This is a genomic window from Halobacillus aidingensis (genome assembly GCF_900104185.1).
Taxonomy (GTDB): Bacteria; Bacillota; Bacilli; order Bacillales; family Halobacillaceae; genus Halobacillus; species Halobacillus aidingensis.
In genome coordinates, this window is the sequence record NZ_FNIZ01000003.1 from 131,416 (window position 1) to 152,341 (window position 20,926).

Annotated in this window: 20 protein-coding genes; 16 read left to right on the forward strand and 4 right to left on the reverse strand. The window is 44.8% G+C overall.

Going from position 1 to position 20,926, the window contains the following annotated elements:
* The first annotated feature begins 184 nt into the window (after positions 1-184).
* From BLS23_RS03975 to BLS23_RS04010, 8 genes are all read left to right on the forward strand, one after another.
* Positions 185-1,129: an N-acetylglucosamine kinase gene (locus BLS23_RS03975; protein WP_089651242.1), complete on the forward strand. Its 945-nt coding sequence runs from the start codon at positions 185-187 to the stop codon at positions 1,127-1,129.
* Between the two features lie 18 nt (positions 1,130-1,147).
* On the forward strand, positions 1,148-2,050 hold the full coding sequence (murQ, locus tag BLS23_RS03980) for an N-acetylmuramic acid 6-phosphate etherase (protein ID WP_089651243.1): 903 nt from the start codon (positions 1,148-1,150) through the stop codon (positions 2,048-2,050).
* Between the two features lie 60 nt (positions 2,051-2,110).
* Positions 2,111-3,493, forward strand: a complete 1,383-nt coding sequence (locus BLS23_RS03985; protein ID WP_089651244.1) for an ABC transporter substrate-binding protein — start codon at positions 2,111-2,113, stop codon at positions 3,491-3,493.
* 145 nt (positions 3,494-3,638) lie between these two features.
* Entirely contained in the window at positions 3,639-4,532 is an 894-nt protein-coding gene (locus BLS23_RS03990; protein WP_089651245.1) for a carbohydrate ABC transporter permease, read from the forward strand.
* Between the two features lie 19 nt (positions 4,533-4,551).
* The gene (locus BLS23_RS03995; RefSeq protein ID WP_089651246.1) at positions 4,552-5,388 is read left to right on the forward strand and encodes a carbohydrate ABC transporter permease; all 837 of its coding nucleotides are present in this window, start codon (positions 4,552-4,554) and stop codon (positions 5,386-5,388) included.
* Positions 5,389-5,402: 14 nt separating this feature from the next.
* Complete coding sequence (locus BLS23_RS04000; protein ID WP_089651420.1) at positions 5,403-6,281, forward strand: MurR/RpiR family transcriptional regulator; 879 nt, start codon at positions 5,403-5,405, stop codon at positions 6,279-6,281.
* A 14-nt stretch (positions 6,282-6,295) separates the two neighbouring features.
* A complete protein-coding gene (locus BLS23_RS04005; protein WP_089651247.1) occupies positions 6,296-7,699 on the forward strand; it encodes an FAD-binding oxidoreductase in 1,404 nt (467 codons plus the stop codon).
* Positions 7,692-8,969 carry a (Fe-S)-binding protein gene (locus BLS23_RS04010; protein ID WP_089651248.1) on the forward strand — a complete coding sequence of 426 codons (1,278 nt, stop codon included), beginning with the start codon at positions 7,692-7,694 and terminating at the stop codon, positions 8,967-8,969. Before BLS23_RS04005 ends, BLS23_RS04010 begins: the two co-directional genes overlap by 8 nt.
* Before the next feature lie 149 nt (positions 8,970-9,118).
* Here the strand turns inward: BLS23_RS04010 and BLS23_RS04015 are convergent, their stop codons facing one another.
* Entirely contained in the window at positions 9,119-10,069 is a 951-nt protein-coding gene (locus BLS23_RS04015) for a nuclease-related domain-containing protein (protein WP_167356002.1), read from the reverse strand.
* A gap of 121 nt (positions 10,070-10,190) precedes the next feature.
* On the opposite strand from BLS23_RS04015, the gene BLS23_RS04020 reads away from it, so the two are divergent.
* From BLS23_RS04020 to BLS23_RS04035, 4 genes are all read left to right on the forward strand, one after another.
* Positions 10,191-10,868 (forward strand): response regulator transcription factor, encoded by a 678-nt coding sequence (locus BLS23_RS04020; RefSeq protein ID WP_089651250.1) that lies wholly within the window; start codon positions 10,191-10,193, stop codon positions 10,866-10,868.
* A complete protein-coding gene (locus BLS23_RS04025) occupies positions 10,865-12,229 on the forward strand; it encodes a sensor histidine kinase (RefSeq protein ID WP_089651251.1) in 1,365 nt (454 codons plus the stop codon). Before BLS23_RS04020 ends, BLS23_RS04025 begins: the two co-directional genes overlap by 4 nt.
* 21 nt (positions 12,230-12,250) lie before the next feature.
* Complete coding sequence (locus BLS23_RS04030; RefSeq protein ID WP_089651252.1) at positions 12,251-12,769, forward strand: PepSY domain-containing protein; 519 nt, start codon at positions 12,251-12,253, stop codon at positions 12,767-12,769.
* A gap of 88 nt (positions 12,770-12,857) precedes the next feature.
* Entirely contained in the window at positions 12,858-13,379 is a 522-nt protein-coding gene (locus BLS23_RS04035; RefSeq protein WP_167356003.1) for a PepSY domain-containing protein, read from the forward strand.
* A 94-nt stretch (positions 13,380-13,473) separates the two neighbouring features.
* Here BLS23_RS04035 and BLS23_RS04040 read toward each other — a convergent pair whose 3' ends face one another.
* A complete protein-coding gene (locus BLS23_RS04040) occupies positions 13,474-14,331 on the reverse strand; it encodes an STAS domain-containing protein (RefSeq protein ID WP_089651254.1) in 858 nt (285 codons plus the stop codon).
* Positions 14,332-14,601: 270 nt separating this feature from the next.
* On the opposite strand from BLS23_RS04040, the gene BLS23_RS04045 reads away from it, so the two are divergent.
* The 3 genes from BLS23_RS04045 to BLS23_RS04055 all read left to right on the forward strand — a co-directional run bounded on the left by BLS23_RS04045 (position 14,602) and on the right by BLS23_RS04055 (position 16,904).
* Positions 14,602-15,408 carry a glutamine ABC transporter substrate-binding protein gene (locus BLS23_RS04045; RefSeq protein WP_089651255.1) on the forward strand — a complete coding sequence of 269 codons (807 nt, stop codon included), beginning with the start codon at positions 14,602-14,604 and terminating at the stop codon, positions 15,406-15,408.
* A 117-nt stretch (positions 15,409-15,525) separates the two neighbouring features.
* A complete protein-coding gene (locus BLS23_RS04050) occupies positions 15,526-16,182 on the forward strand; it encodes an amino acid ABC transporter permease (RefSeq protein ID WP_089651256.1) in 657 nt (218 codons plus the stop codon).
* Positions 16,182-16,904 carry an amino acid ABC transporter ATP-binding protein gene (locus tag BLS23_RS04055; RefSeq protein WP_089651257.1) on the forward strand — a complete coding sequence of 241 codons (723 nt, stop codon included), beginning with the start codon at positions 16,182-16,184 and terminating at the stop codon, positions 16,902-16,904. Before BLS23_RS04050 ends, BLS23_RS04055 begins: the two co-directional genes overlap by 1 nt.
* Positions 16,905-16,950: 46 nt before the next feature.
* Here BLS23_RS04055 and BLS23_RS04060 read toward each other — a convergent pair whose 3' ends face one another.
* Together BLS23_RS04060 and BLS23_RS04065 are read right to left on the reverse strand one after the other, a co-directional pair.
* The gene (locus tag BLS23_RS04060) at positions 16,951-17,916 is read right to left on the reverse strand and encodes a sodium:calcium antiporter (RefSeq protein WP_089651258.1); all 966 of its coding nucleotides are present in this window, start codon (positions 17,914-17,916) and stop codon (positions 16,951-16,953) included.
* A gap of 826 nt (positions 17,917-18,742) precedes the next feature.
* Positions 18,743-19,936, reverse strand: a complete 1,194-nt coding sequence (locus BLS23_RS04065; RefSeq protein WP_089651259.1) for a S8 family peptidase — start codon at positions 19,934-19,936, stop codon at positions 18,743-18,745.
* 442 nt (positions 19,937-20,378) lie between these two features.
* Between BLS23_RS04065 and gvpQ the strand changes: the two genes are divergently transcribed.
* The gene (gvpQ, locus tag BLS23_RS04070) at positions 20,379-20,912 is read left to right on the forward strand and encodes a gas vesicle protein GvpQ (RefSeq protein WP_089651260.1); all 534 of its coding nucleotides are present in this window, start codon (positions 20,379-20,381) and stop codon (positions 20,910-20,912) included.
* Positions 20,913-20,926 lie beyond the last annotated feature (14 nt).

A 20,926-nucleotide genomic window follows, 5' to 3' on the forward strand; every position in this document is an offset into this window, starting at 1 on the left:
GGAAATAATAACCACACCAGGTCATCCAAATATTGGATGACCTGGTGTGGTTTTTTTAATTGGTATTGAGTCATTTCATTTGAATAAACCTCATTTGAAATAACATTACAGTTTTTTAAAACACATGTTGACATAAAAATTCAAAAAATTTATAATAAAGCCAACAAAGATTTGGAGGAAGTCGATGAACTACGTGATTGGAATAGACGGAGGCGGGACGAAAACGACGTGCCTGTTCCTTGAAGCAGATCACTATACATACCCAGAACAACCAAAAGTTGTCCAGGGGCCGGGGACCAACCCTCATCAAATCGGTTTTGATGAAGCGGGTAAGCGTTTGAAGGCTCTTATTGAAAAAGGATTACAAACATTCAACTTAGATTCTGCACAAATCATTGGCGTTGGCTTCGGACTTGCTGGTATAGGTAGACCAGAAGACGAACAAGAAATGAATAAGATTGTGCAGGATATTTTTTTAGGTTTATCATTTTCAGAAAATTGCAATTCGTTCATTGGGTCTGATAGTTTAGCCGCACTGAAAGGAGCGCTTTCTCCCCAAAAGGAGGTCGGCATCCTCGTCATCTCTGGGACAGGATCGAATGCTGTTGGCGTTAATCGTGATGGATCCACTCATAAATGTGGTGGTTGGGGACATCTGATCGGGGATGAAGGCAGTGGTTATCACCTTTCTTTGAAAGCGTTATCATGTATAGCGAAAGCAGCGGATGGACGTGGGGAAGAAACACTTCTTACTCGGCTTGTGTTGGAAAAATTAAATCTCTATAACCCTGAAGACCTTGTCCGTTACATATATGGGAGGACACACGAAAAACACGAAATAGCGAAGCTTGCGACATGCGTGATTGAAGCATCGGAACGACAGGATGAAGTCGCGGTAATGATATTGCAAGAAGCGGCGTATGAACTCGTTTTACATGTAGAAAGTATCGCTCGACGCGGTTTTGAAAGAGATACAGCTATTACAGCGGCAGGGTCTATTTTCAAGCATTCAAAAGTTTTGAAACAGCATTTCATCCAACAGATTGAAACAAAAGGGTTAGGTGTATATCGAGAGCCCTATGCTCCACCTGAGTTTGGAGCAGCGATGTTAGCAATCCCGGAAAATTAATCAAAGGTGGTGCCAAAGGTGACGAATTCCTTGACGTTCCTAACAACAGAGCAACGAAATGAACGAACGAAAAACATGGATGAAATGACGACTGCTGAAATCCTGAAAGTCATGAATGAAGAAGATCGCAAAGTTGCAGAAGCCGTCAAACAGGTTTTACCGGCCATTACGAAAGCTGTCGATCATATTTCCGCTTCTTTGAAAAAGGGAGGCCGACTCTTTTATGTAGGAGCAGGAACGAGCGGCAGGCTGGGCATTTTGGATGCCTCCGAATGTCCGCCGACCTTTCTCGTGGATCCGGATATGGTTCAAGCGGTCATGGCCGGGGGCGGGAACGCCTTTACAAAGGCGAAAGAGAATTCAGAAGATGATGCCGCTCAAGGCGAAACCGATTTAAAGGCAAAACAATTAACTTCAGACGATGTCGTGGTCGGAATTACCGCCAGCGGTCGGACGCCTTATCCAATTGGAGCTCTCAAACACGCGCATTCGGTCGGAGCCTACACCATCTCTTTATCTTGCAACCATCATTCTGAAATCAGTGATTATGCTGAGTGCCCGATTGAGGTTGTGGTCGGGCCGGAAGTTTTGACAGGTTCGACGCGCTTGAAAGCAGCGACAGCCCACAAAATGGTGTTGAATATGATGAGCACGACAGCCATGGTCAAACTCGGGAAGGTTTATGAGAATTTGATGGTGGATGTTCATGCAAGCAACCACAAATTGAGAGAACGTGCGAAAAGCATTTTGATGGAGTGTACCTCAGCGACTTATGAGGAAGCTGAGGAAACGTTGAAAAAAGCAAAGCTCCAAGTGAAGCCGGCGATTATCATGCTGAAGCGAAGCGTTTCTTATGAACAAGCGAAAAAAATGCTTCAGGAGAATGAGGGCAATTTGCGAAAGGCCATGAATGAATCTTAATGATTTGAAGACCATTTTGCATGGTTTCAAATAAATTTTTCAATCAAAAAGGGGGAGCTTATGTTGAGCATGTGGCGGAAAACATCTGCTTGGTTGATGTTGGCGGTTTTGTTCGCTTTCTTGTTGTTGGTCGGTTGTGCACCAGGAGCCGGGACAGAAGAAACAGATAGCGAGGGCACAGAAGAAGAATCCACTTCTGAAGGGTCTTCGGAGTCTGGTGAATCCGGTGAAGTTTCCGGGGAACTTGAAATTCAGTACTTTGTCGGTGGTTATGGCGATTCTTGGTGGAAAGAAGTTATTGCCGATTTCCAGGAAGAATATCCGGATGTCTCGATAACGGAACATGCAGGACCTAATATTAATGAAGAAATGCGTTCACGCTGGGTATCCGATGATCCACCTGATGTCGTTTATATTGATGGTGCCGGCTCCAGTGAAACGCAGATGGTTGAAGATGGCCAGCTGATGAACTTGACGGATTGGTTGAGCAGCGTCGAGCTTGAGGATGGCTCAGCTCTAGGTGAAAGTTTCATTGTTGATCCAGCTACGTACGATGGAGATATTTACAGCTTGCCACTTGTCTTCGATACGTGGGGCACATGGTATGACAATGCCTGGTTTGAAGAAAACAATTGGGATGTACCGAAAGACTTTCCTAGTTTCATGGATACTATGAGTCAAATTAAGGAAGATGAAGGCATTGAGCCTTTCGTAACGACAGGACAATATCCATACTATTTCCTACGTGGTATGCTTTACCCTGCCTTTGGTGCAGCGGGTGGAGACGAGTTACTTAATGATGTCATTACAGGTGCAGAAGGCGCTTGGACGAGTGAACCTGTCCTTAATGTCATGAAAAAAGTGGAGCAGATGCAGCAAGAAGGCATGATTGATTCCGGGTTTGGTGCGTTGAACCATACGCAGTCCCAGATGAACTTCCTGCTTCATGACAATGCATTTATTCCGGTCGGTTTCTGGCTGCCGAATGAAATGGCGAATGATACGCCGGAAGACTTCGAATATGGATTCATTCCTTCTCCGATGCAGGATGAAGGCGAACCAGCTGCAATTGTGCCGGATCTACGTCCACTTGCCATTGCAGAAAAAGCAGAAAACCCAGAAGCAGCGAAAGCTTTCGTCGAGTTCGTTTTCACAAAAGAATATGCGAAGAGTTTCTCTGAACATACGGGAGCGATCATGAACTTGCAAGGGGTCGACCTTGCTTCCAGTGAGGAAGTTCCTTCATTCTTGATTGATGCCAACGAGATGATTAACGATCCTGAACAAGTCCAGATTTATCAAAAGCCTCACCCGATGAGTTCAGAGCTTGAGACGCCGATCAGCAACTCACTCGTATCTTTGATGCTTGGTAACATTACGGCAGAAGAGTTCGTTGAGGAAGCTGAACAAGCGGCAGCGGAATACCGCAGCAGTTTGGAGTAAAGGACAGTGGAATGTGGAGGCGGACGTCTTCACATTCCATTTTTCTTAAAGGCATAAGCCAATCAACGGCGGGAATGTTTTCCTGCTGTTGCTTGACTTATGCTAGCCAAAAACTTATTCACACTAGAAAAAGAGGTGGTTGTAAATGGTCCAGTCCAGTCGACAGCGGAACTTGTTCCTTGCCTTCTGTCTTGTTCCGACATTTATTTTGTTTGCCGTGTTCACGTTGTATCCCCTATTCAATGGTCTTTATTATTCCTTTTTCAAATGGTCGGGAGCCTCTTCACTCGCGGAATTTGTAGGTTTTGAAAATTATCGCAGATTGTTCAGTGATGAGATCATCCCAAGTACGATTTGGCACGACTATTTTCTTGTTATTACAAAGGTTATCGGCATCATGATTCTGTCGACCTTTTTTGCCGTCGCTTTAACACAAATGAAAATTAAAGAAGCGCCTTTTTACCGGATCGTTTTCTTTTTCCCGAACATCATGTCCGTTGTCGTCATCGGGATTCTGTGGATGTTCATCTATAATCCCAGTCTCGGGCTTGTGAACTCAGGTCTGGAATTGATTGGTCTTGAGAGTTGGACCCAACCCTGGCTCGGAAGTGAAGATTGGGCTTTGCCAAGTCTAGTATTACCTTCTGTCTGGGCGGGAATCGGGTTGTTTATGCTCATGCTTATGGGCGGTATTTCCAACATATCCAAAAGTTATTATGAAGCAGCAGAAATCGACGGGGCTACGGAGTGGCAGCAGTTTTGGAAAGTGACATTGCCGCTAATCTGGCCGCAAATCAAGATCTCCATTTTATACATCATCATTACGACCTTGAACGGATCCTTCATTATCGTCCAGGTCATGACCAAAGGTGGACCGAACAACTCGACACATGTGATGGGTTCCTATTTATATGAACAGGCTTTCGTTAAATATAACTTCGGATACGGCGCGACGATCGGGGTTATGATTCTGGTTTTGTCTCTCGTGACCGTTTTGATTATGCAATTCCTGATGAGAAGAGAGAAAGTGGAGTATTAACAGACAGGAGGGGAATAGAGTGCAAAAAGGGAGTATTTTTTCAAGAACGATTGTACGTATTCCATTGATCATCTGGTCACTGGCCGTCTTATATCCGATTTTCTGGATGGTGTTGGGTGCATTCAAATCCAATGCCGAAATCTACGCCAATCCATGGGGGCTGCCGGAATCGTTCAGTTTCAGTAATTTCGTCGATGCATGGAGCAATTACAATATCGATGCGAGTGTGTTTAATAGTTTCATTGTTACCGGTCTTGGCGCGACCCTGACCCTTGCGATGGCGATTCCGACTTCTTATGCGTTAGAGCGCATGCGTTTCCGCGGAAACCGATTGTTGTTCACGCTTTATATTTCAGCGATGATGATTCCGATGGTACTCGGATGGATTCCTTTGTTCTTCCTATTAATGCAGCTGAATCTACTGGATAACATTTTCGGACTCAGTATCGTTTATGCGGTCAGCCAATTGCCGTTCAGCATTTTCGTTTTGACGAGTTTCATGGCAACGATTCCAAAATCACTGGAGGAAGCAGCTGCGATCGATGGGATGTCACCGTATGGCATCCTGTGGAAAATCATTACGCCGCTTTCGACAACAGGGATCATTACCGTTACGATAATGAATATGATCCAGTTTTGGAATGAATATTTTATGGCGCTCATTTTTCTTCAGACGGAGGAAAACTATACGCTCGCTCTTGCGATTGATTATATTAGTAATGAAACACAATATACGAATGCATGGGGGACGCTGTTTGCGAGCCTTGTCATTGCCATTGTACCTGTCATCGTTTTGTATGCGATTTTCCAACGACGGATTGTTAAAGGAATGACTGAAGGAGCCATTAAAGGATAAGTGTGGTGAAACAAATGAAGAATTCTCTAACCGGCGGGCTTGTCATTCTGAATGAAATGAAAGATAAGCTGCCGCCTTCTGAAAAAAAGATCGCCGAATTTATTTTGGATCAACCTCATGAAGCGATCCATTGTACGGCGACACAGCTTGGCGAATTAAGCTCGACGAGCAGCGCGGCCGTCATTCGGTTGTGCAAGTCTCTTGGCCTGAAGGGTCTCCAGGAATTGAAGTTAAGGATATCCGGTGATTTGCAAAAGAAACCGGAGGCCAGGTACCGGGATATTCAGCCGGGCGAGCCTTCCGATTCAATTGTAGAAAAAATAACGAGCAACAGTTTGCAGGCGATCCGTGAAACAACGGAAATGGTGGATTACCGGACGTTATCGGAAGCGGTGAGGCTGTTGAATGAAGCGGGATCCATCCACTTTTTTGGCGTAGGAGCGTCGGGAATTATCGCTCAGGATGCCCAGCAGAAATTTTTACGGATGAACAAGCCGACCTCGGCCTTTACAGATATGCATAATGCTGCGATGAACATTGCCAACGTGACGGAGAACGATGTCGTCTTCGGCATCTCTTTCTCAGGGGAAACCTATGAAACAGCAAAAATCATGGAAATTGCGAAGAAAAAAGGAGCTCGGACGATCAGTTTGACGCGTTATGGACAGTCTCCCGTTACAGAACATACCGATGTTTCGCTGTACATTTCTGCCTCAAGGGAGATCCCTGCACCATTTCGAAGTGGAGCGACATCTTCCCGTCTTGCCCAGTTACATATGATCGACATTCTTTTTGTCAATGTCGTCACCGAACAGTGGGACAAGGCCTCCGAGTACTTTCATGAAATTACCGACGTTATGGATTTGTTGAAAGGGAAGAAAACGAAAGGATAAGGAGGAATCATCGTATGGAAAAGTGGTTGGAAGAGCTGCAATCTTTGCTTCCGGAAGGGCATGTGTTAACATCCTTGGCCGATCGTCACAGTTACAGTTTTGATGCTTCTTTTGGGGAACACCTGCCGGATGCTGTGGTGCAGGTGAAAGAAAAACAGGAAGTAGCTGATGTCTTGAAGCTTGCCAATCGTTACAAAGTACCGGTTCATCCGCGCGGTTCCGGCACTTGCCTGAGCGGCGGTCCACTCCCTGTGCACGGCGGGATTGTTTTGGATATGTCTCAATTCCCAGCGATCATCGACCTCAGTCCACGCGATTTGACGGTAAAAGTGACACCGAGTGTATTGACTGGAAACATCAATAAAGCCGCAGAGAAACACGGGCTGATGTACGCGCCCGATCCAAGCAGTGCGCATGTAGCAACGATTGGCGGCAATCTTGCGGAAAACTCCGGCGGCCCCCGGGGACTGAAGTATGGAGTGACGAAGGACCATGTGCTAGGGTTGGAGGTCGTGACCCCTGAAGGTGAAGTCATTAAGACGGGTGGTCAGACGATCAAGAATGTAACGGGGATTGACTTGACGAAACTGATCGTCGGGTCGGAAGGAACACTGGGAGTCATCGTTGGAGCAACATTAAAGCTGATGCCGAAGCCACCTGCTGTACAGACGATTATGGTTGCTTTTGACGAAGTGCGAAAAGCGGGGGAAGCGATCTCCCAGACGCTGACATCAGGAATTTTACCTGCGAAGATGGAATTTATGGATCAAGCCTGTATCATAGCCGTCGAAAACTTCCAGCCGGTTGGTCTGCCTGTTGATGCGGCTGCTGTTATTATTATTGAACTCGATGGACATCCGGAAACGCTTCGTGTGGAGCGGGGGTTGATTGAGGGGATTATGGAAGAGATGGGCGCTAAAGAAGTCATCATCCCGAAAAGTGATGAGGAAGCGGCCAAGCTCTGGCATGCGCGCAAGCAGGTGTCGCCTGCGATTGCGAAGATTAAGCCTACGAAGGTATCCGAAGACGCGACGGTTCCGAGAAGCAAAATCCCGGACTTTATGGACCGGTTAGAGCTCATTAAAGAGAAGTACGGTCTGGAAGTGGTCGCCTTTGGTCATGCGGGAGACGGTAATCTGCACCCGAACATTTTATGCGATAAGCGAAATGTGGAAGAAATGAAGCTTGTTGAAAAAGCGGTGGAGGACATGTTCCAGGCTGCCCTTGATCTTGGTGGAACGCTTTCCGGTGAGCACGGGATCGGTACGATGAAGGCGCCGTTCATGGAGCTTGAACTCGGAGAAGTAGGACTTGATATGATGAAGCGCATCAAAGACAGCTGGGACCCGAACGGGATCTTGAACCCGGGCAAAGTTTTTCCTGAAAAAGGACAGAAGTTGGTGCTGCACCATGACTAGTTCACTGAAGGAGCGCTTGAACTATGACAAGACGTTCGACTGTGTCCAGTGCGGCTACTGTCTTCCTGCCTGTCCGACGTATGAAACGATGGAAAAAGAAACCCATTCACCGAGAGGGCGGATCAATCTTGTGAAGATGGTTGCTGAAGGGAAGGCTTCAGTTGAAGATTTGAAGGAACCGATTGAAAAATGTCTCGGCTGCATGGCCTGTACGACCGTTTGCCCGACGAATGTCCAGTATGGAGAGATCTTTGAGGGAGCGAAGCGCGTGATCGATGAGGAAAGACCGCGCCGGCTTGTGGAGGACTTCTTGTTTCAGTCGTTCTTTCCTTCTTCAAAATGGATGAACACGCTAGGGAATGCGACTTGGCTTTATCAGAAGAGTGGATTGCAGAAGGTTTCCCAGCGGTTTGGGTTGACGAGAAGAGCCCCGCTTCAGATTCATGAATTTGAAACGGCTTTACCGGCGATGCCTGGACCGAAGGCGCGACGTAATCGTGCGGACCGGTATGTGCGGAAGCGTCCGGCTTCAGCAAAGGTTGGATTTTTTAAAGGATGCGTGATGGACAGCGTCTTTTTTGAAACGAATCAAAATACGGTGGAGCTTTTGCTTCGGAGTGGCGCGGAAGTTGTTTTTCCTGAAGCGCAGACGTGTTGTGGTGCTCTTCATGCTCATACGGGGAAAGTTGATCACTCGGTGGAACTTGCAAAGCAGAATATTGAAGCCTTCGAGGAGGAGGGCTTTGATTATATCGTGAACAATGCTGGAGGCTGTGGCGCGCGGTTAGTCGAGTATGCCCATTTGTTTGATGAAGGCACAGAGTGGCATGAGCGTGCAGTACGATTTGTGTCGCGGGTGAAGGATATTTCGGAAGTCCTTGCTGAGTTGGACGGACTTGTTTTTGAAAAAGAGTTGTTGAAGACGGTTACCTACCAGCCTTCCTGTCACTTGCGCAATGTACAGAAGGTGACGAGTGAACCGCTGGACTTGATTCGGATGATTCCCGGGGTCGAACTGCGCGAGTTGGAGCGGCCGGAGTTTTGCTGCGGGTCTGCAGGCGTTTATAATATCGTGAATTATGAAGATGCGATGGATATTCTGGACGTGAAAATGCAGGACGTGTGTGGCACAGGAGCAGGTGGTGTTGTGACTTCTAATCCAGGGTGTCAGCTGCAGATGAAACTTGGTGTGGCGCGGGAAGGCTTGGAGATGGAAGCTGTGCATTTGGTAGATTTATTGATGGAGGCTGATCCTAGGCCGAAGTGGTGAGGCGATCTCTTGATGAGGTCGTCTTTTTTGTGGTTTGGGGAGTGTGGTGGTCGTTGGATATCGGCTGAATTTTGATTATATCAATTAAAAATGGAATATATCAATTGAAATCAAGATATATCGGCTGAGATAGCAATATATCAATTAAATTATAATAAAAAGTACACTCTTCCTTTATTTTCTCCTTTTGATCTTAAATTCATATCTCTTAGTATATTTTGCATAGCGGAAGGGGAGTTGATGAGCAAAAAACTTCTTGCTTGAAGGTTATTAATTCTGTGTCCAACAAGTAATGAGTAATCCCCCAGTGCAGGGATGTGCGCTCTTGGGTCTTTATGGAGACAAATACCGCACTGCCAAGTTCCTCGTTTTCTTTTCATAGGGAGAGCGTTACAATTCGTGCAAAATACCCCTCGTTTAAAGTCTTTTATAGAAAGAGAGAAATATTTTATATAATCAAATTCATTTTCTGTATGGTCAGATAGTAATTCGCTAGATAGTAAATGAAGAGAAGAGGTGCTTAATTTCTGTAACTCGTCGTGCTCAGAGCTAATCTCCACTACTTTTTCCGGTAGAGCTTCCGTGCGGATAACGATGTCGAGGGAAGGATCATCTGTATTTATAGAAGTTCCTGGGTGACTGTTGGCAACGAGGCAGTATATAGGAATGTCGGGGAAACTTTTTATATGAACCCATTGCTGTAACTGTCTTCGATGACGGCGGACTTGAAGAACAGGGTCAGAAAACGTTTGTGGCCCTTCATCCCATGTTCTGGACAGGAAGTTAAACCTTTGATTGTAAAACAACTCTCCGCCAATATTTTTGGCTTCAACAATCAATATCCATTGATTGGTCAAAATCAGGCAATCGATTTGGAAATAGTGGGTGCCGTCATAGAGACGTAGGTGATGGAAAATACGGTAGTGTTCTGGGAGATAGGAGAGTGGGAAGTTGAGGGCGAGTTCGCCTTTGTGGCCGGAGAGGCGGGTTTTGAGGTGTTCTTTCACCTTTGGTAATTGGGGGTGGTTATCATGAAGCCGTCGTTCAATCGCTTGCAGTTGTTCAATGTCCCTTGGGAATGTTCGCTTTTTAATAATCATGACATCCGTCCTTTCTATTTTTATAATACGACAAAAGGTGGAAGCAAGCCTATCAAATATTTCAACCCACCCCCTCCCCATATGCTAGAATGAATGCAACAAAACAAATGAGGGATGAGCAGTGAGCAAACCTAACATTTTAGTCGTTGAAGATGAAACCAAAATAGCTCGCGTATTGGAGCTGGAACTCGAATATGAAGGTTATCAAGTAACGAAAGCTTATGATGGCATGGAAGGATTACGACTTTATCGCGAAAAACAATGGGACTTGCTTCTTCTTGATGTCATGCTCCCAGGCTTAAGTGGCACGGACCTTCTCAAGAGGATACGTTCTGGGGATGAGGAGACGCCGGTCATTATGCTCACGGCGAAGGATGCAGTGAGTGACAAGGTAACAGGGCTCGATCTTGGAGCGAACGATTATGTAACGAAGCCCTTTGAGATCGAGGAGCTGCTTGCAAGGATACGAGCAGCTTTACGGACAAAGTCTGACCAACAAGTCATGAGGATTGAAGACCTGACCGTCAACGTAAATACCCATGAAGTGTACCGGGGTGAAAACTCTATAGAACTGACGGCGAAGGAGTTCTCCCTTCTCGTTTATTTAATGAAAAACAAGCGTCAAGTACTGAACCGTGACCAGCTTCTGGAAGGAGTATGGGGCTTTGATTATTACGGAGATACGAATATCGTCGATGTGTATATCCGTTATTTGCGTAACAAAATGGATAAAGGATACGATCCAAAGCTGATTCATACTGTCAGAGGCGTCGGCTACGTCTTGAAGGATCCACGATGAAGCTAGGGAATCGAATCCAAGTTTACACAACAGGACTGTTCATTATTCTTCTTGTGATGATCAGCGCGGCGGTTTATTTTTCTTTCAGTAAAATTGTCTATGACAGTGATGTGGATCAAACAAGAGTGGAAGTGGAGCGCATTGTGTCTGGTATCAATGAGCGTTCTGGTGATTCCCTCTCCGCAGACGTCCTGAGGGCTTATGTTCCTGCCAATGGCATGATAAGGCTGGTCCTTCCAGATGGCACTTCGGAAGTCAGCTTGACGGGCGGGAATCAGGAGAATCTTATTGAACAAGCCTATCCATATGAAGCAGGGGAAAAAGCAGAAGTGCGGTCGTTCGAAGGTGTTCCTTATGCTTTTGTTTCCATCCCGATTGTGTGGACAAATGGTGAGGTCGTTTCTTTTCAGCTGACGAGAAGTCTGGAGGCGACTGCACAGAATTTAAGTATTCTTAGAATTGTGTTGGTGACTGTTGCCGTTCTAGCGATGATTCCATTTTTCCTTTCTTCAAGACTATTAAGCCGGTTAATTGTCACTCCGATCCACTCCCTGATCCATACGATGCAGCAAATCAGGGGTAGTGGCCAGTTTAAAAAGATTTCTTATGAAGGGAAGTCCAAAGATGAGTTAGTTCAGATGGCGGATACCTTCAACACAATGATCGATCAGCTTGAAGATAACTATCAAAAGCAGGAGCAGTTTGTTTCAAATGCTTCTCATGAGTTGAAAACCCCTTTAACCGTGATCGAGTCCTATGCAAGTCTTTTGAAGAGAAGAGGAAAACAGGAGGAAGAACTTTTTCAAGAATCTGTGGAAGCCATTCATTCGGAAGCGAAACGAATGCGCGAACTAACGGAACAGCTGCTTCTTCTTGCAAGAAAAGAGGAACACTGGGATGTTCAATTTGAATCCATCGAACTGTCCCGGTTACTGCAGACAACCGTCGCTTCTTTTGAAAAAGCTTACCAACGAAAAGTTGAACTGCGCTGTACCCAAGAAATTCATTTAACAACCGATGAGCAAAAATTAAAGCAATTGCTTTATATTTTCATGGATAATGCCCGAAAGTACAGTGAAGAGGCGATTGAGGTGAACGTCGAGAGGAAAGAAAATCATGTGGCCATCCGTGTCATGGACCGAGGGATTGGTATGTCACAAAAAGATCTTGAAAAAGTGTTCGATCGCTTCTACCAAGTGGATGAATCCAGGACCGAAGGATATGGATTAGGCCTCTCGCTAGCTAAAGAGCTGGCTCACGCTCTTAGAGCTGACCTTCAGCTTTCCAGTGAGAAAGGGTCGGGGACGACGGCCACGATTCTTTTGCCGCGCTCAGAGGATTCTCATCTTCAGGGAGTATGATGATACGGAGGAGGGAGTTTTATGGCTAACCATTTCAAGCTATTGATTTCCATAAGTCTGCTCGCTCTTTTGATCGTTCTAGGGTGGCAGTGGGTTAACGAGAGACTAAGCGCTGAGCCGTTAACGGAGTCAGATATTCGCGAAAAAGTACAAACCCAATACAATGGTGAGATTACTGATGTAACTTCCACGGAAGGTCATTACTTGGCAACCATAGAATTAGAGGAAGGTGTTTATGAAGTGGCGGTCTTAAAAAAGGATGGCCGTATTTCTGATATCAAGCCGATTAAAAAATTTCAGAACAACGACTCCACCTCCGGTAGCCAGTCCGAGAATACAAAAACGCAGCCAATTACAGAAGAAAAGGCAAAGGCTGTGGCTCTGAATGAAATTGAAGGGGAAGTGGATGATATTGACTTTGAATCTGAAGGCGATCCAGCCTTTTACCTTGTAGAAATTGAGCGGCCGGGTGGAGAAGAAGCAACAGTCCAAATCCATGCCCTCTCAGGTGAAATTATGTCCGTCACATGGGACGATTGATTTCTCATCAAATTCTCATTTTCCTCTTTCTTTGTTCTCATCATGGGTGGATATAGTGAGAGTAGAACAAATAAGAGGAGGATGTATTATGAAGAAAAAATGGATTATTGGCGGTATTGTAAGTGTTGTCGTGCTGGGAGGCGCTTTCGGTGTGAGTGCTGTTTCAGGTAATGATCAATTCGCTGAAAGTGCAGTGGATTTTTCCCAGAAAGAGGCAGAAGCTGCAGCTAAAGAGGAAGTCGATGGTTTGAAAATTGAAAAGGTAGAAAAAGATAAAGAGGACGGTATTTCCATCTATGAGATTGAGGGTCAGACAGAAGATGGCAAAGAAGCGGAAGTGGAAGTGGACGCAAACACCGGAGAAGTCGTACAAGTCGAGCATAACGAAGACGATTCCGATGAAACTTCAGCTGAAGATTTGAAAGTAAAAAAAGAAGAAGCTGAGAAAACCGCTAAAGATAAAGCGTCAGGCAGTGAAATGAAAGAAATGGAAATTGATGATGGTCATTATGAGTTTAAATTTCAAGATGATGCCATTGAATATGAGGTCACCGTTGACGGTCAGACTGGAGAAGTTATTGAGTTTGAAAAAGATAAACTAGAAAAATAGCTCCGGAAATTATTGTGCTCCATCGATTAAAGATGGGGCTTTTTCTATAGGGGGAGAGCATGACCGATAAAAAAACTCGCCAACGAGGCGAGCTTTAATGACTTTCTACTAATTTAAATCCAATTGTTGAAAGAGCTGTCTTCAAATTAGAAACGGTTTTCGGTTTATGAGTCGATAGCACATTCGTTTCGATTTCTTTATGAGCTACTTCCGGAGTAATCCCTGTTAAGATTGTATCGATTCCCATCACCTGCAAAGCGTGAATGAGCTTTGGAAGCATTTCCGAGAAAAATTGGTCGCGGACAACCAATCCAGATAGATCAAGGACGAAATGGTCAATATCTTGTTCTTTTCCATATCGAAGAACATCACTCATAAGTTTGTCTGCACGTTCTTCATCTACGATCCCTTGGATAGGGACAACAGAAACACCTTCTGTGATCGGGATGATCGGTACATTCATCAATCCCATGTTGTATTGGGTTTGATCAAGGTCAATCATGTGAGAAAGGACGGCTGCAATCGTTTGTAAGAATTCTATGTCTTCTTCGTTAAATTGTTTTTCTTCTTTGTCCATCACACAGAGAGTTCCGAACACATTCCCTTTTAAATCTTTTAAAGTGACACCGAGGTATCCCTTGACCTGCAGTTGGGCTGAAGCTTTCATTTCGCGAGTGAGTTTGTCGTCCATTAAGTTGCTTGTACTAAGTACATGGTCCTGGTCATTAATAATTAGTCGACAGTGGCTTTCTTCATAATCTATGGTAAAACCCTCAGGGACAATTTCTTCATTCTTATTTAAAGAACTCAGGACGGTCATTGCGTGCTTACCTCTCATTGTGACGTAAGCGGTCTGGACATCCAATCTTTGTGTCACCACTTCAAATATTTTCTGAGCGGCTGATTTTAAAGAATAATATCCTTCTGAGTCCATCAATTGTTCTTCCGACATGAAAAACCTTCCTTTTCACAAAATTAGGAGCTATACCCTATTATACCCTATTTCCCTTTGAAACTGAGATTTAATCCCTTAATTTAAAAAAATGTGTCGTAATCGTTAGTTAATTGATAAAAAATAAAGAAATAATGAGCAATCAATAGAAAAATTTAATAGAATAGCAAATTTCAGCTTAAAAGACGTTCAAAAGTAGTATTCAGAAAATTTGCAAGAGTAGTAAAATTTGAGATAATAGAAGTCACATAATAAAAGGGGGAAAAATGGATGAAAGCAAAATGGTACTTATTCATTATGGTTATGGCTTTAAGTTTGCTTCTTGCTGCGTGTGGCAGTGATAGTGAAGCAGGCTCATCAGGAGACTCTGGTGATTCTGGAGGAGAAACGTACACAGTAGCGACGGATAACAACTTTGTCCCTTTCGAGTTCATGAACGAGGAAACGGGAGAAATGGAAGGTTTCGATATTGATTTGATCAAAGCAATTGCTGATGAAGCAGGGTTCAATATTGAAATTGAATCCATGAAGTTTGACGGTGTTGTCGCTGGTATGCAATCCGGTCGTTATGATATCGGGATTGCTGGTATGACTATTACAGAAGAGCGTAAAGAAACCATCGATTTTTCTGATCCTTATTATGATGCTGGTTTGATGCTTGCGGTCAGCGCAGATAATGATGAAATTCAATCTGAAGATGATCTTGCAGGTAAAAAGGTGGGAACCCGCTCTGGTACGACAAGTGAAACGTACATCAGAGAAAACCACCCGGATGCTGAGTTGATTACATTCCCTGGAATCGTCGAAGCGTATATGGACCTTGAGTCTGGTCGTCTAGATGCGGTAATGTATGACGTTCCTAACGTCCAGTATTACGTAGCCAATGACTCTGAAGGCTTGAAAACAGCTGGAGACATTTTGCAGGGTGAACAATATGGAATCGCTTTTCCTAAGGATTCTGAACTTGTGAGTGATGTGAATGAAGCATTGCAAACATTGATTGATAATGGTACGTACGATGACATCTACGAAGAATGGTTCGGTGAGCGTAAATACGGCACAGAATCTTCGGAGTAATAGAGAGAAGCTGATCAGAGAAGCGTAGCAAGTGATTGGCTTGTTACGCTTTTTTCATGAATTGAATACTTGGCATGATCCATTACACAATTCAAAACACAAGGAGCGAATACATATATGGAGTTCATTACGGAATCGCACTATTATCGTGTCATGCCGTTTTTGCTGGAAGGATTGGTATGGACACTTCTCATCACTTTCGTCGGTTTGATTATCGGGTTTGTTCTCGGAGCGGTCTTTGGTTTTGCGCGCTTGTCGAAAAATAAAATCATTTACGGGATTGCAACCGTTTATGTTGAAGCTGTCCGTGGGACACCTATTCTCGCCCAAATCCTATTCATTTATTTTGGTCTGTCTGATCTAACCGGAATCAACATTGATAAGATTACGGCCTCCATTATAGCAATTGCCATTAATGCCGGTGCTTACATAGCGGAAATCGTAAGGGGAGCGGTTTACTCGATTGATAAAGGACAGGAAGAAGCTGGGCGTTCCATTGGACTTACTCGTAACCAGACAATGCGTTACATCATTTGGCCACAAGCTTTCAGAAGAATGATTCCACCGCTAGGTAACCAATTCGTCATCAGCTTGAAAGATACTTCCCTTTTCTCTGTCATTGCTGTAGGGGAATTGCTTTACATGGGTCAACAGTATTATGGAATGACGTTCCAGGCTTTCCAGGCGTTGACGATGGTTTGTGTGATGTACTTGATCATCACGGTGCCGACAGCGGTTTACTTGAGACGAGTTGAAAGGAGACTGGATGTGTAATGATAACCGTCAAAGATTTGCATAAATCATTCGGTTCCAACGAAGTGTTAAAAGGAATCAATGCAGAAATTAAAGAAAAAGAAGTGGTTTGTGTCATCGGACCATCAGGTTCTGGGAAAAGTACTTTTTTAAGGTGCTTGAACTTGCTTGAGGAAGTCACTTCTGGAGAAGTCATCATTCAAGGGGACAATTTGACCGACCCTAAAATCAATATTAACGATGTCCGCTCCCGTGTCGGAATGGTGTTTCAGCACTTTAACCTTTTCCCGCACAAGACGGTCCTTGATAACATTACGATTGGTCCAATCAAAGTGAAGAAAATGAAGAAAGCAGAAGCCGAAAAAGTCGCCCGTCCGCTGCTTGAGAAAGTCGGACTGAGTGACAAATCGGACGCTTATCCTGAAAGTCTTTCCGGCGGGCAGAAACAACGTGTAGCGATCGCCCGTTCCTTAGCGATGGAACCGAGCATCATGTTGTTTGACGAACCGACCTCAGCGCTTGACCCAGAACTTGTCGGGGATGTGTTAGCCGTTATGAAGGACTTGGCAGAGGAAGGAATGACGATGGTGGTTGTCACACACGAGATGGGTTTTGCCCGCGAAGTCGGTGATCGGGTTCTGTTTATGGATGAAGGGATTATTATGGAAGAAGACGTACCAGATAATCTATTCGGAAATCCTCAAAATCCTAGAACGCAGGAGTTCTTAAGTAAAGTGTTATAGATTTATAGAAAAAATCCGCAGACGGCGATGTCTGCGGATTTTTAAATTAGAAAAGGAAATAAGATGAGACAAAGTACATGACTACGATAAAAAGAGAAGGAGCTGCGTAGCGAGAGAAGCTCTCAACTTTTTTCCTTACCATCATGAAAATCGTCAGTACCATCATACCAATGAACAATAAAGCAATGGGAAGGTTTCCTCCTGATGTTGCACTTAATATCGGCCCGTTTTGATAAAAGAGGTCGGTGATGGCAAGAAGCTGCAAGTTAAACAAGTTACTTCCTAAAATGGAGCCTACAGCCATATCATAATTCCCCATTTTGAACGCCACAAGGACGGTGACGAGTTCTGGTAGTGAGGTGGAAGCGGCGATCAAGAAGCTCCCGACGAAGCTCGAACTCATCCCTGTTTGCTGGGCCAGTTGGTCCCCTGATATCGAAAGGGCGCTTCCGGCAGCGAAGACAACAATCGCGCTGATTGCAAAGCCAATGCTTGCCGCTTTTAAGGAAACATCCTTCCCTGTAGCTGCCGCTTCATCCATCTCTTCTGCTTCCTCATTTTCAAAAAAGCGGACGGTCAGGATGTACAACCCGACAAGAATGAACATTTCGATTCCGATATTAAATAGAGAAAGGGTAGAACTCATCACTAGGGATGCGACCACAACTAACGTAAAGACGATACCTGCTATGGCGGAAGGCAGGTGCTGTTTTTGGTCGAGCCTGTTGAACATTTTCTGCTTCCGATAAATGAGATCAACCACAGCTAAAATCAATACATTAAATACGTTACTACCGAGCATATTTCCTACAGCAATGTCTGGGTTGTCAATATACACAGCTGTTAAACTTGTCGTAAGTTCCGGTAAAGATGTAGCCCCCGCTATAAGGAATGTACCCACGACAGCCCCGCTCAATTTAGATTTTTGACTGATGACATCCCCGTAGCGGTTCAGCTGAACGGCAGCTAGTACGACCACAACGGCTGAGATGGCGAAAATTAAAAAGTTCATCGTTTTCCTCCTCCAGGTTGAGCCAATAAAAAAAGACCTTGGCCCTATTTTCGTGCAGGCCAAGGTCTTGCGTACTATGGTCATAGTTTGGTGAACCGAGTGTTTGCACACTGAAGTGACGATTCACCAACCGCTTTATACGGTCGCTACTCCCCTTGTTACTATTAATATAGCGAATTCCAACGAAATGGTCAACAATATAGTCTGCTACCCATCAAGATGATCTTCAACTATCTGGCAGGATTGTGTAAGGCTCAGTTTCGAGATGTTTGTTGAGTGGATGGGGGCTGCGGGGAATGACTCGCTTTCCGCGGGAGCGCGCCTGAGCCTCTTCGGACTCCGTCCTGCGGGGTCTCATCTAGCACTCTTTTCCCGCAGGAGTCTCGCCATTCCCCTCCGCCCCTTTACCATGGGAGTGTCTCGAAACCACTTCTCAGAAACTCTGCTGGTATGCTCAAGCGAAGTGGATAATATAATACTCTCCCAGTGTGAATCCGAATGTAAAAGCTTGATATAGAGCGCTTTATGCCTACTTCTAAGTGGGGATGGGAGACGCCCCATTGTGGTAAAGGGGTTCGTTTCTCACATGCATCGAATGGGGTTGTTGGGAAGCTGCGAGACTCCCGTGGGAGAAGGAGACAGGCGAGATCCCGCAAGGCGATAGCCTGAGGAAGCTCGGCGCTCCCCCACAGGAAAGCGAGTGGCTTCCCAACAACCCCTGACTCCAAATACGGCAAACGAACCCCGATTATCTCGAAACTGAGTCTTCCACAATAGGGAGCTATTGTAAAACATAAAAAAGCGGCCGGGTGGCCGCTTTTTTAGATTAATAGTTTACCGCATCATACGAGTTGATGACCCCGTGTTCGAAGTAGTAGCCGGTACCGTAGATTGGATCAGCTGTTTGTTCGATGGCTGCACGGATGTTGCTGTTGGAGCGTCCTTGAGACGCAAGCAATCCAGCTAGTCCAGCGACATGAGGGGAAGCCATGGATGTCCCGGACATGTAGGCATATCCTCTGTTAGGAACAGTAGAAGCGATGTCGACACCAGGAGCTGTCACATCTACCCATGTGCCATAGTTGGAGAAGGACGCCTTGTTGTTGTTGCTATCGACTGCACCAACGGCGATGGCATTGTCATAGGAAGCCGGTTCGAATGTTGTGGATACTCCATCGTTACCTGCAGCGGCGATGACGACTGAACCTTTATTCCAAGCGTAGTTGACTGCATCTTCAAGCGTTTGCGTGTCACAGTTACAACCAAGGGAAAGGTTGATGACCTCCGCTCCTACGTCAGCAGAATAACGGATTGCATCCGCGATGTCATACAAAGAACCGCTGCCGTTTGCATCAAGTGCACGTACGGCAAGAATTTTCGTGTTTGGAGCCATACCTGCAACACCTGCTCCGTTATTCGTTTCTGCAGCTGCTGTTCCTGCCACGTGTGTTCCGTGATTATTCAAGTCCATTGGATCATAATCGTTATCTACGAAATCATAGCCTTTGATTGTTTTACCATCAAGATCCGGATGATTGTAGTCGACCCCAGAGTCGACAATGGCAATTTCCTGGCTGCTGCTTCCGCGGGTAATATCCCATGCAGCTTCTGTGTCTGTGTTCTGTGGACCATACTGGTATCCACTATAGTAAGTATCATTTGGCGCCCATGTTGCTTCGAAAACGTAGTTTGGTTCAGCATATTCCACGTTTGGATTATTGCTGAGTGCTTTTGCTACAGCTTCTACGTTTCCGACTTTAAGTACTTTTACTTTCGAATCTACGAAAGAGCGCTCTTCTGTCACTTCTTTTGCTCCGAATTTCTCCAGTTGTTGATCATTCAAAGATTTGCCGTTTTTGAACTTAACGACAACTTCGCCTTTTACGAATTCTCCTTTATCTTCCTGTACGTTGACTTTGTTCAATGACTCCGGTGCGGAATCAGCGAACGCCTGCCCGGTTGTCGGCAGAATGGCCAGTGTGGCTGCGAGTGATAGTGTTGCTAGTTTTTTGAACTTCAAAACTATTCCTCCTTAAAAGTTTATACTCTAGTAATTCTAAGAATTTCGCCGTTTTCCTTCAAAATACGGGTTGGGATAGTTGTTATGGGGGAAGGTCTTTAAAAGGGGTTTTGCAGGTGGGTATTCCCAAGTTTTTATGTTCAAAAAGGTCTTGCGGTTCATGGAAATGGAAGATGATAGAAAATATCATGAAATAATATTGGCTGGAAACTTACCGTTCAGGTTTTGCTGTGAACATTAATAGAAATGTCATTTTTGTAAAGGAATGTCTAAGAGTACTGTTTCCTAGTCTTATAGATTCAGGATCTTCGTAAAATAGGATGTAATTATTACCATTTTTAATTCTTTTTATCAAGCGAAGGGTTTTAGATAGCCATTCGTGGGAAGTAAGAGTAGAAACCAGCCAAAAATTATAGATGCAAAATATTAGGGTGGTGTTTTGATGACACATTCACAAAACGATGAGGAAAAAAAGAATACAATTGTTGATCAAGTGGAAGGAGGGTTGAAAAAATCCGCGCATGTCATTAAGGATAAGATGCCGAATCCGGTATCTAAAATTATCCGGAAGGCAGATGACCCACAAGAGGCGACTGAACATGCCAAGGATGAAATGAGTGACCAAGCGGGAGATTTTTTCCGGGAGCAATTTGAAAGGCAGATGCAGTCTAAAATCGAGGACATGAAAGAAGAGCTTCAGGAGAAAACTTCAGCGAATGCCGATCATGTTCATTCGAAGGCAGAAGAAGTAAAGCAGAAGGTTCAGGAGCATCTCCTTGAATTCAAAGAAAAGCTCGGTTCTGTCAAAGAATCAGGTGAGCAGATTCAGGATTCTATAAGTGAGAACAGTTCTTCGAGCGGAAGGATCAAAGGCGCCAACGATATTAAAGGGGTCTCTCATATAAAGAGTTCCGCTTCTATTAAAGGTCCAAAAGATATCAAAGGATTATCAAGTATCAAAACTTATCATTCGTAAATAAGGAGAGGAGA

Bases quoted from the DNA above. Each gene is read 5' to 3' on its own strand.
- BLS23_RS04035 (WP_167356003.1), top strand. From the start codon at position 12,858: ATGAAGAAAAAATGGATTATTGGCGGTATTGTAAGTGTTGTCGTGCTG.
- BLS23_RS04045 (WP_089651255.1), top strand. From the start codon at position 14,602: ATGAAAGCAAAATGGTACTTATTCATTATGGTTATGGCTTTAAGTTTG.
- BLS23_RS04000 (WP_089651420.1), top strand. From the start codon at position 5,403: ATGAAGAATTCTCTAACCGGCGGGCTTGTCATTCTGAATGAAATGAAA.
- BLS23_RS04060 (WP_089651258.1), bottom strand. From the start codon at position 17,916: ATGAACTTTTTAATTTTCGCCATCTCAGCCGTTGTGGTCGTACTAGCT.
- BLS23_RS04030 (WP_089651252.1), top strand. From the start codon at position 12,251: ATGGCTAACCATTTCAAGCTATTGATTTCCATAAGTCTGCTCGCTCTT.
- BLS23_RS04010 (WP_089651248.1), top strand. From the start codon at position 7,692: ATGACTAGTTCACTGAAGGAGCGCTTGAACTATGACAAGACGTTCGAC.
- BLS23_RS03990 (WP_089651245.1), top strand. From the start codon at position 3,639: ATGGTCCAGTCCAGTCGACAGCGGAACTTGTTCCTTGCCTTCTGTCTT.
- BLS23_RS04050 (WP_089651256.1), top strand. From the start codon at position 15,526: ATGGAGTTCATTACGGAATCGCACTATTATCGTGTCATGCCGTTTTTG.
- BLS23_RS04025 (WP_089651251.1), top strand. From the start codon at position 10,865: ATGAAGCTAGGGAATCGAATCCAAGTTTACACAACAGGACTGTTCATT.
- BLS23_RS03975 (WP_089651242.1), top strand. From the start codon at position 185: ATGAACTACGTGATTGGAATAGACGGAGGCGGGACGAAAACGACGTGC.
- gvpQ (WP_089651260.1), top strand. From the start codon at position 20,379: ATGACACATTCACAAAACGATGAGGAAAAAAAGAATACAATTGTTGAT.
- BLS23_RS04015 (WP_167356002.1), bottom strand. From the start codon at position 10,069: ATGATTATTAAAAAGCGAACATTCCCAAGGGACATTGAACAACTGCAA.
- BLS23_RS04040 (WP_089651254.1), bottom strand. From the start codon at position 14,331: ATGTCGGAAGAACAATTGATGGACTCAGAAGGATATTATTCTTTAAAA.
- BLS23_RS04055 (WP_089651257.1), top strand. From the start codon at position 16,182: ATGATAACCGTCAAAGATTTGCATAAATCATTCGGTTCCAACGAAGTG.
- BLS23_RS04005 (WP_089651247.1), top strand. From the start codon at position 6,296: ATGGAAAAGTGGTTGGAAGAGCTGCAATCTTTGCTTCCGGAAGGGCAT.
- BLS23_RS03985 (WP_089651244.1), top strand. From the start codon at position 2,111: ATGTTGAGCATGTGGCGGAAAACATCTGCTTGGTTGATGTTGGCGGTT.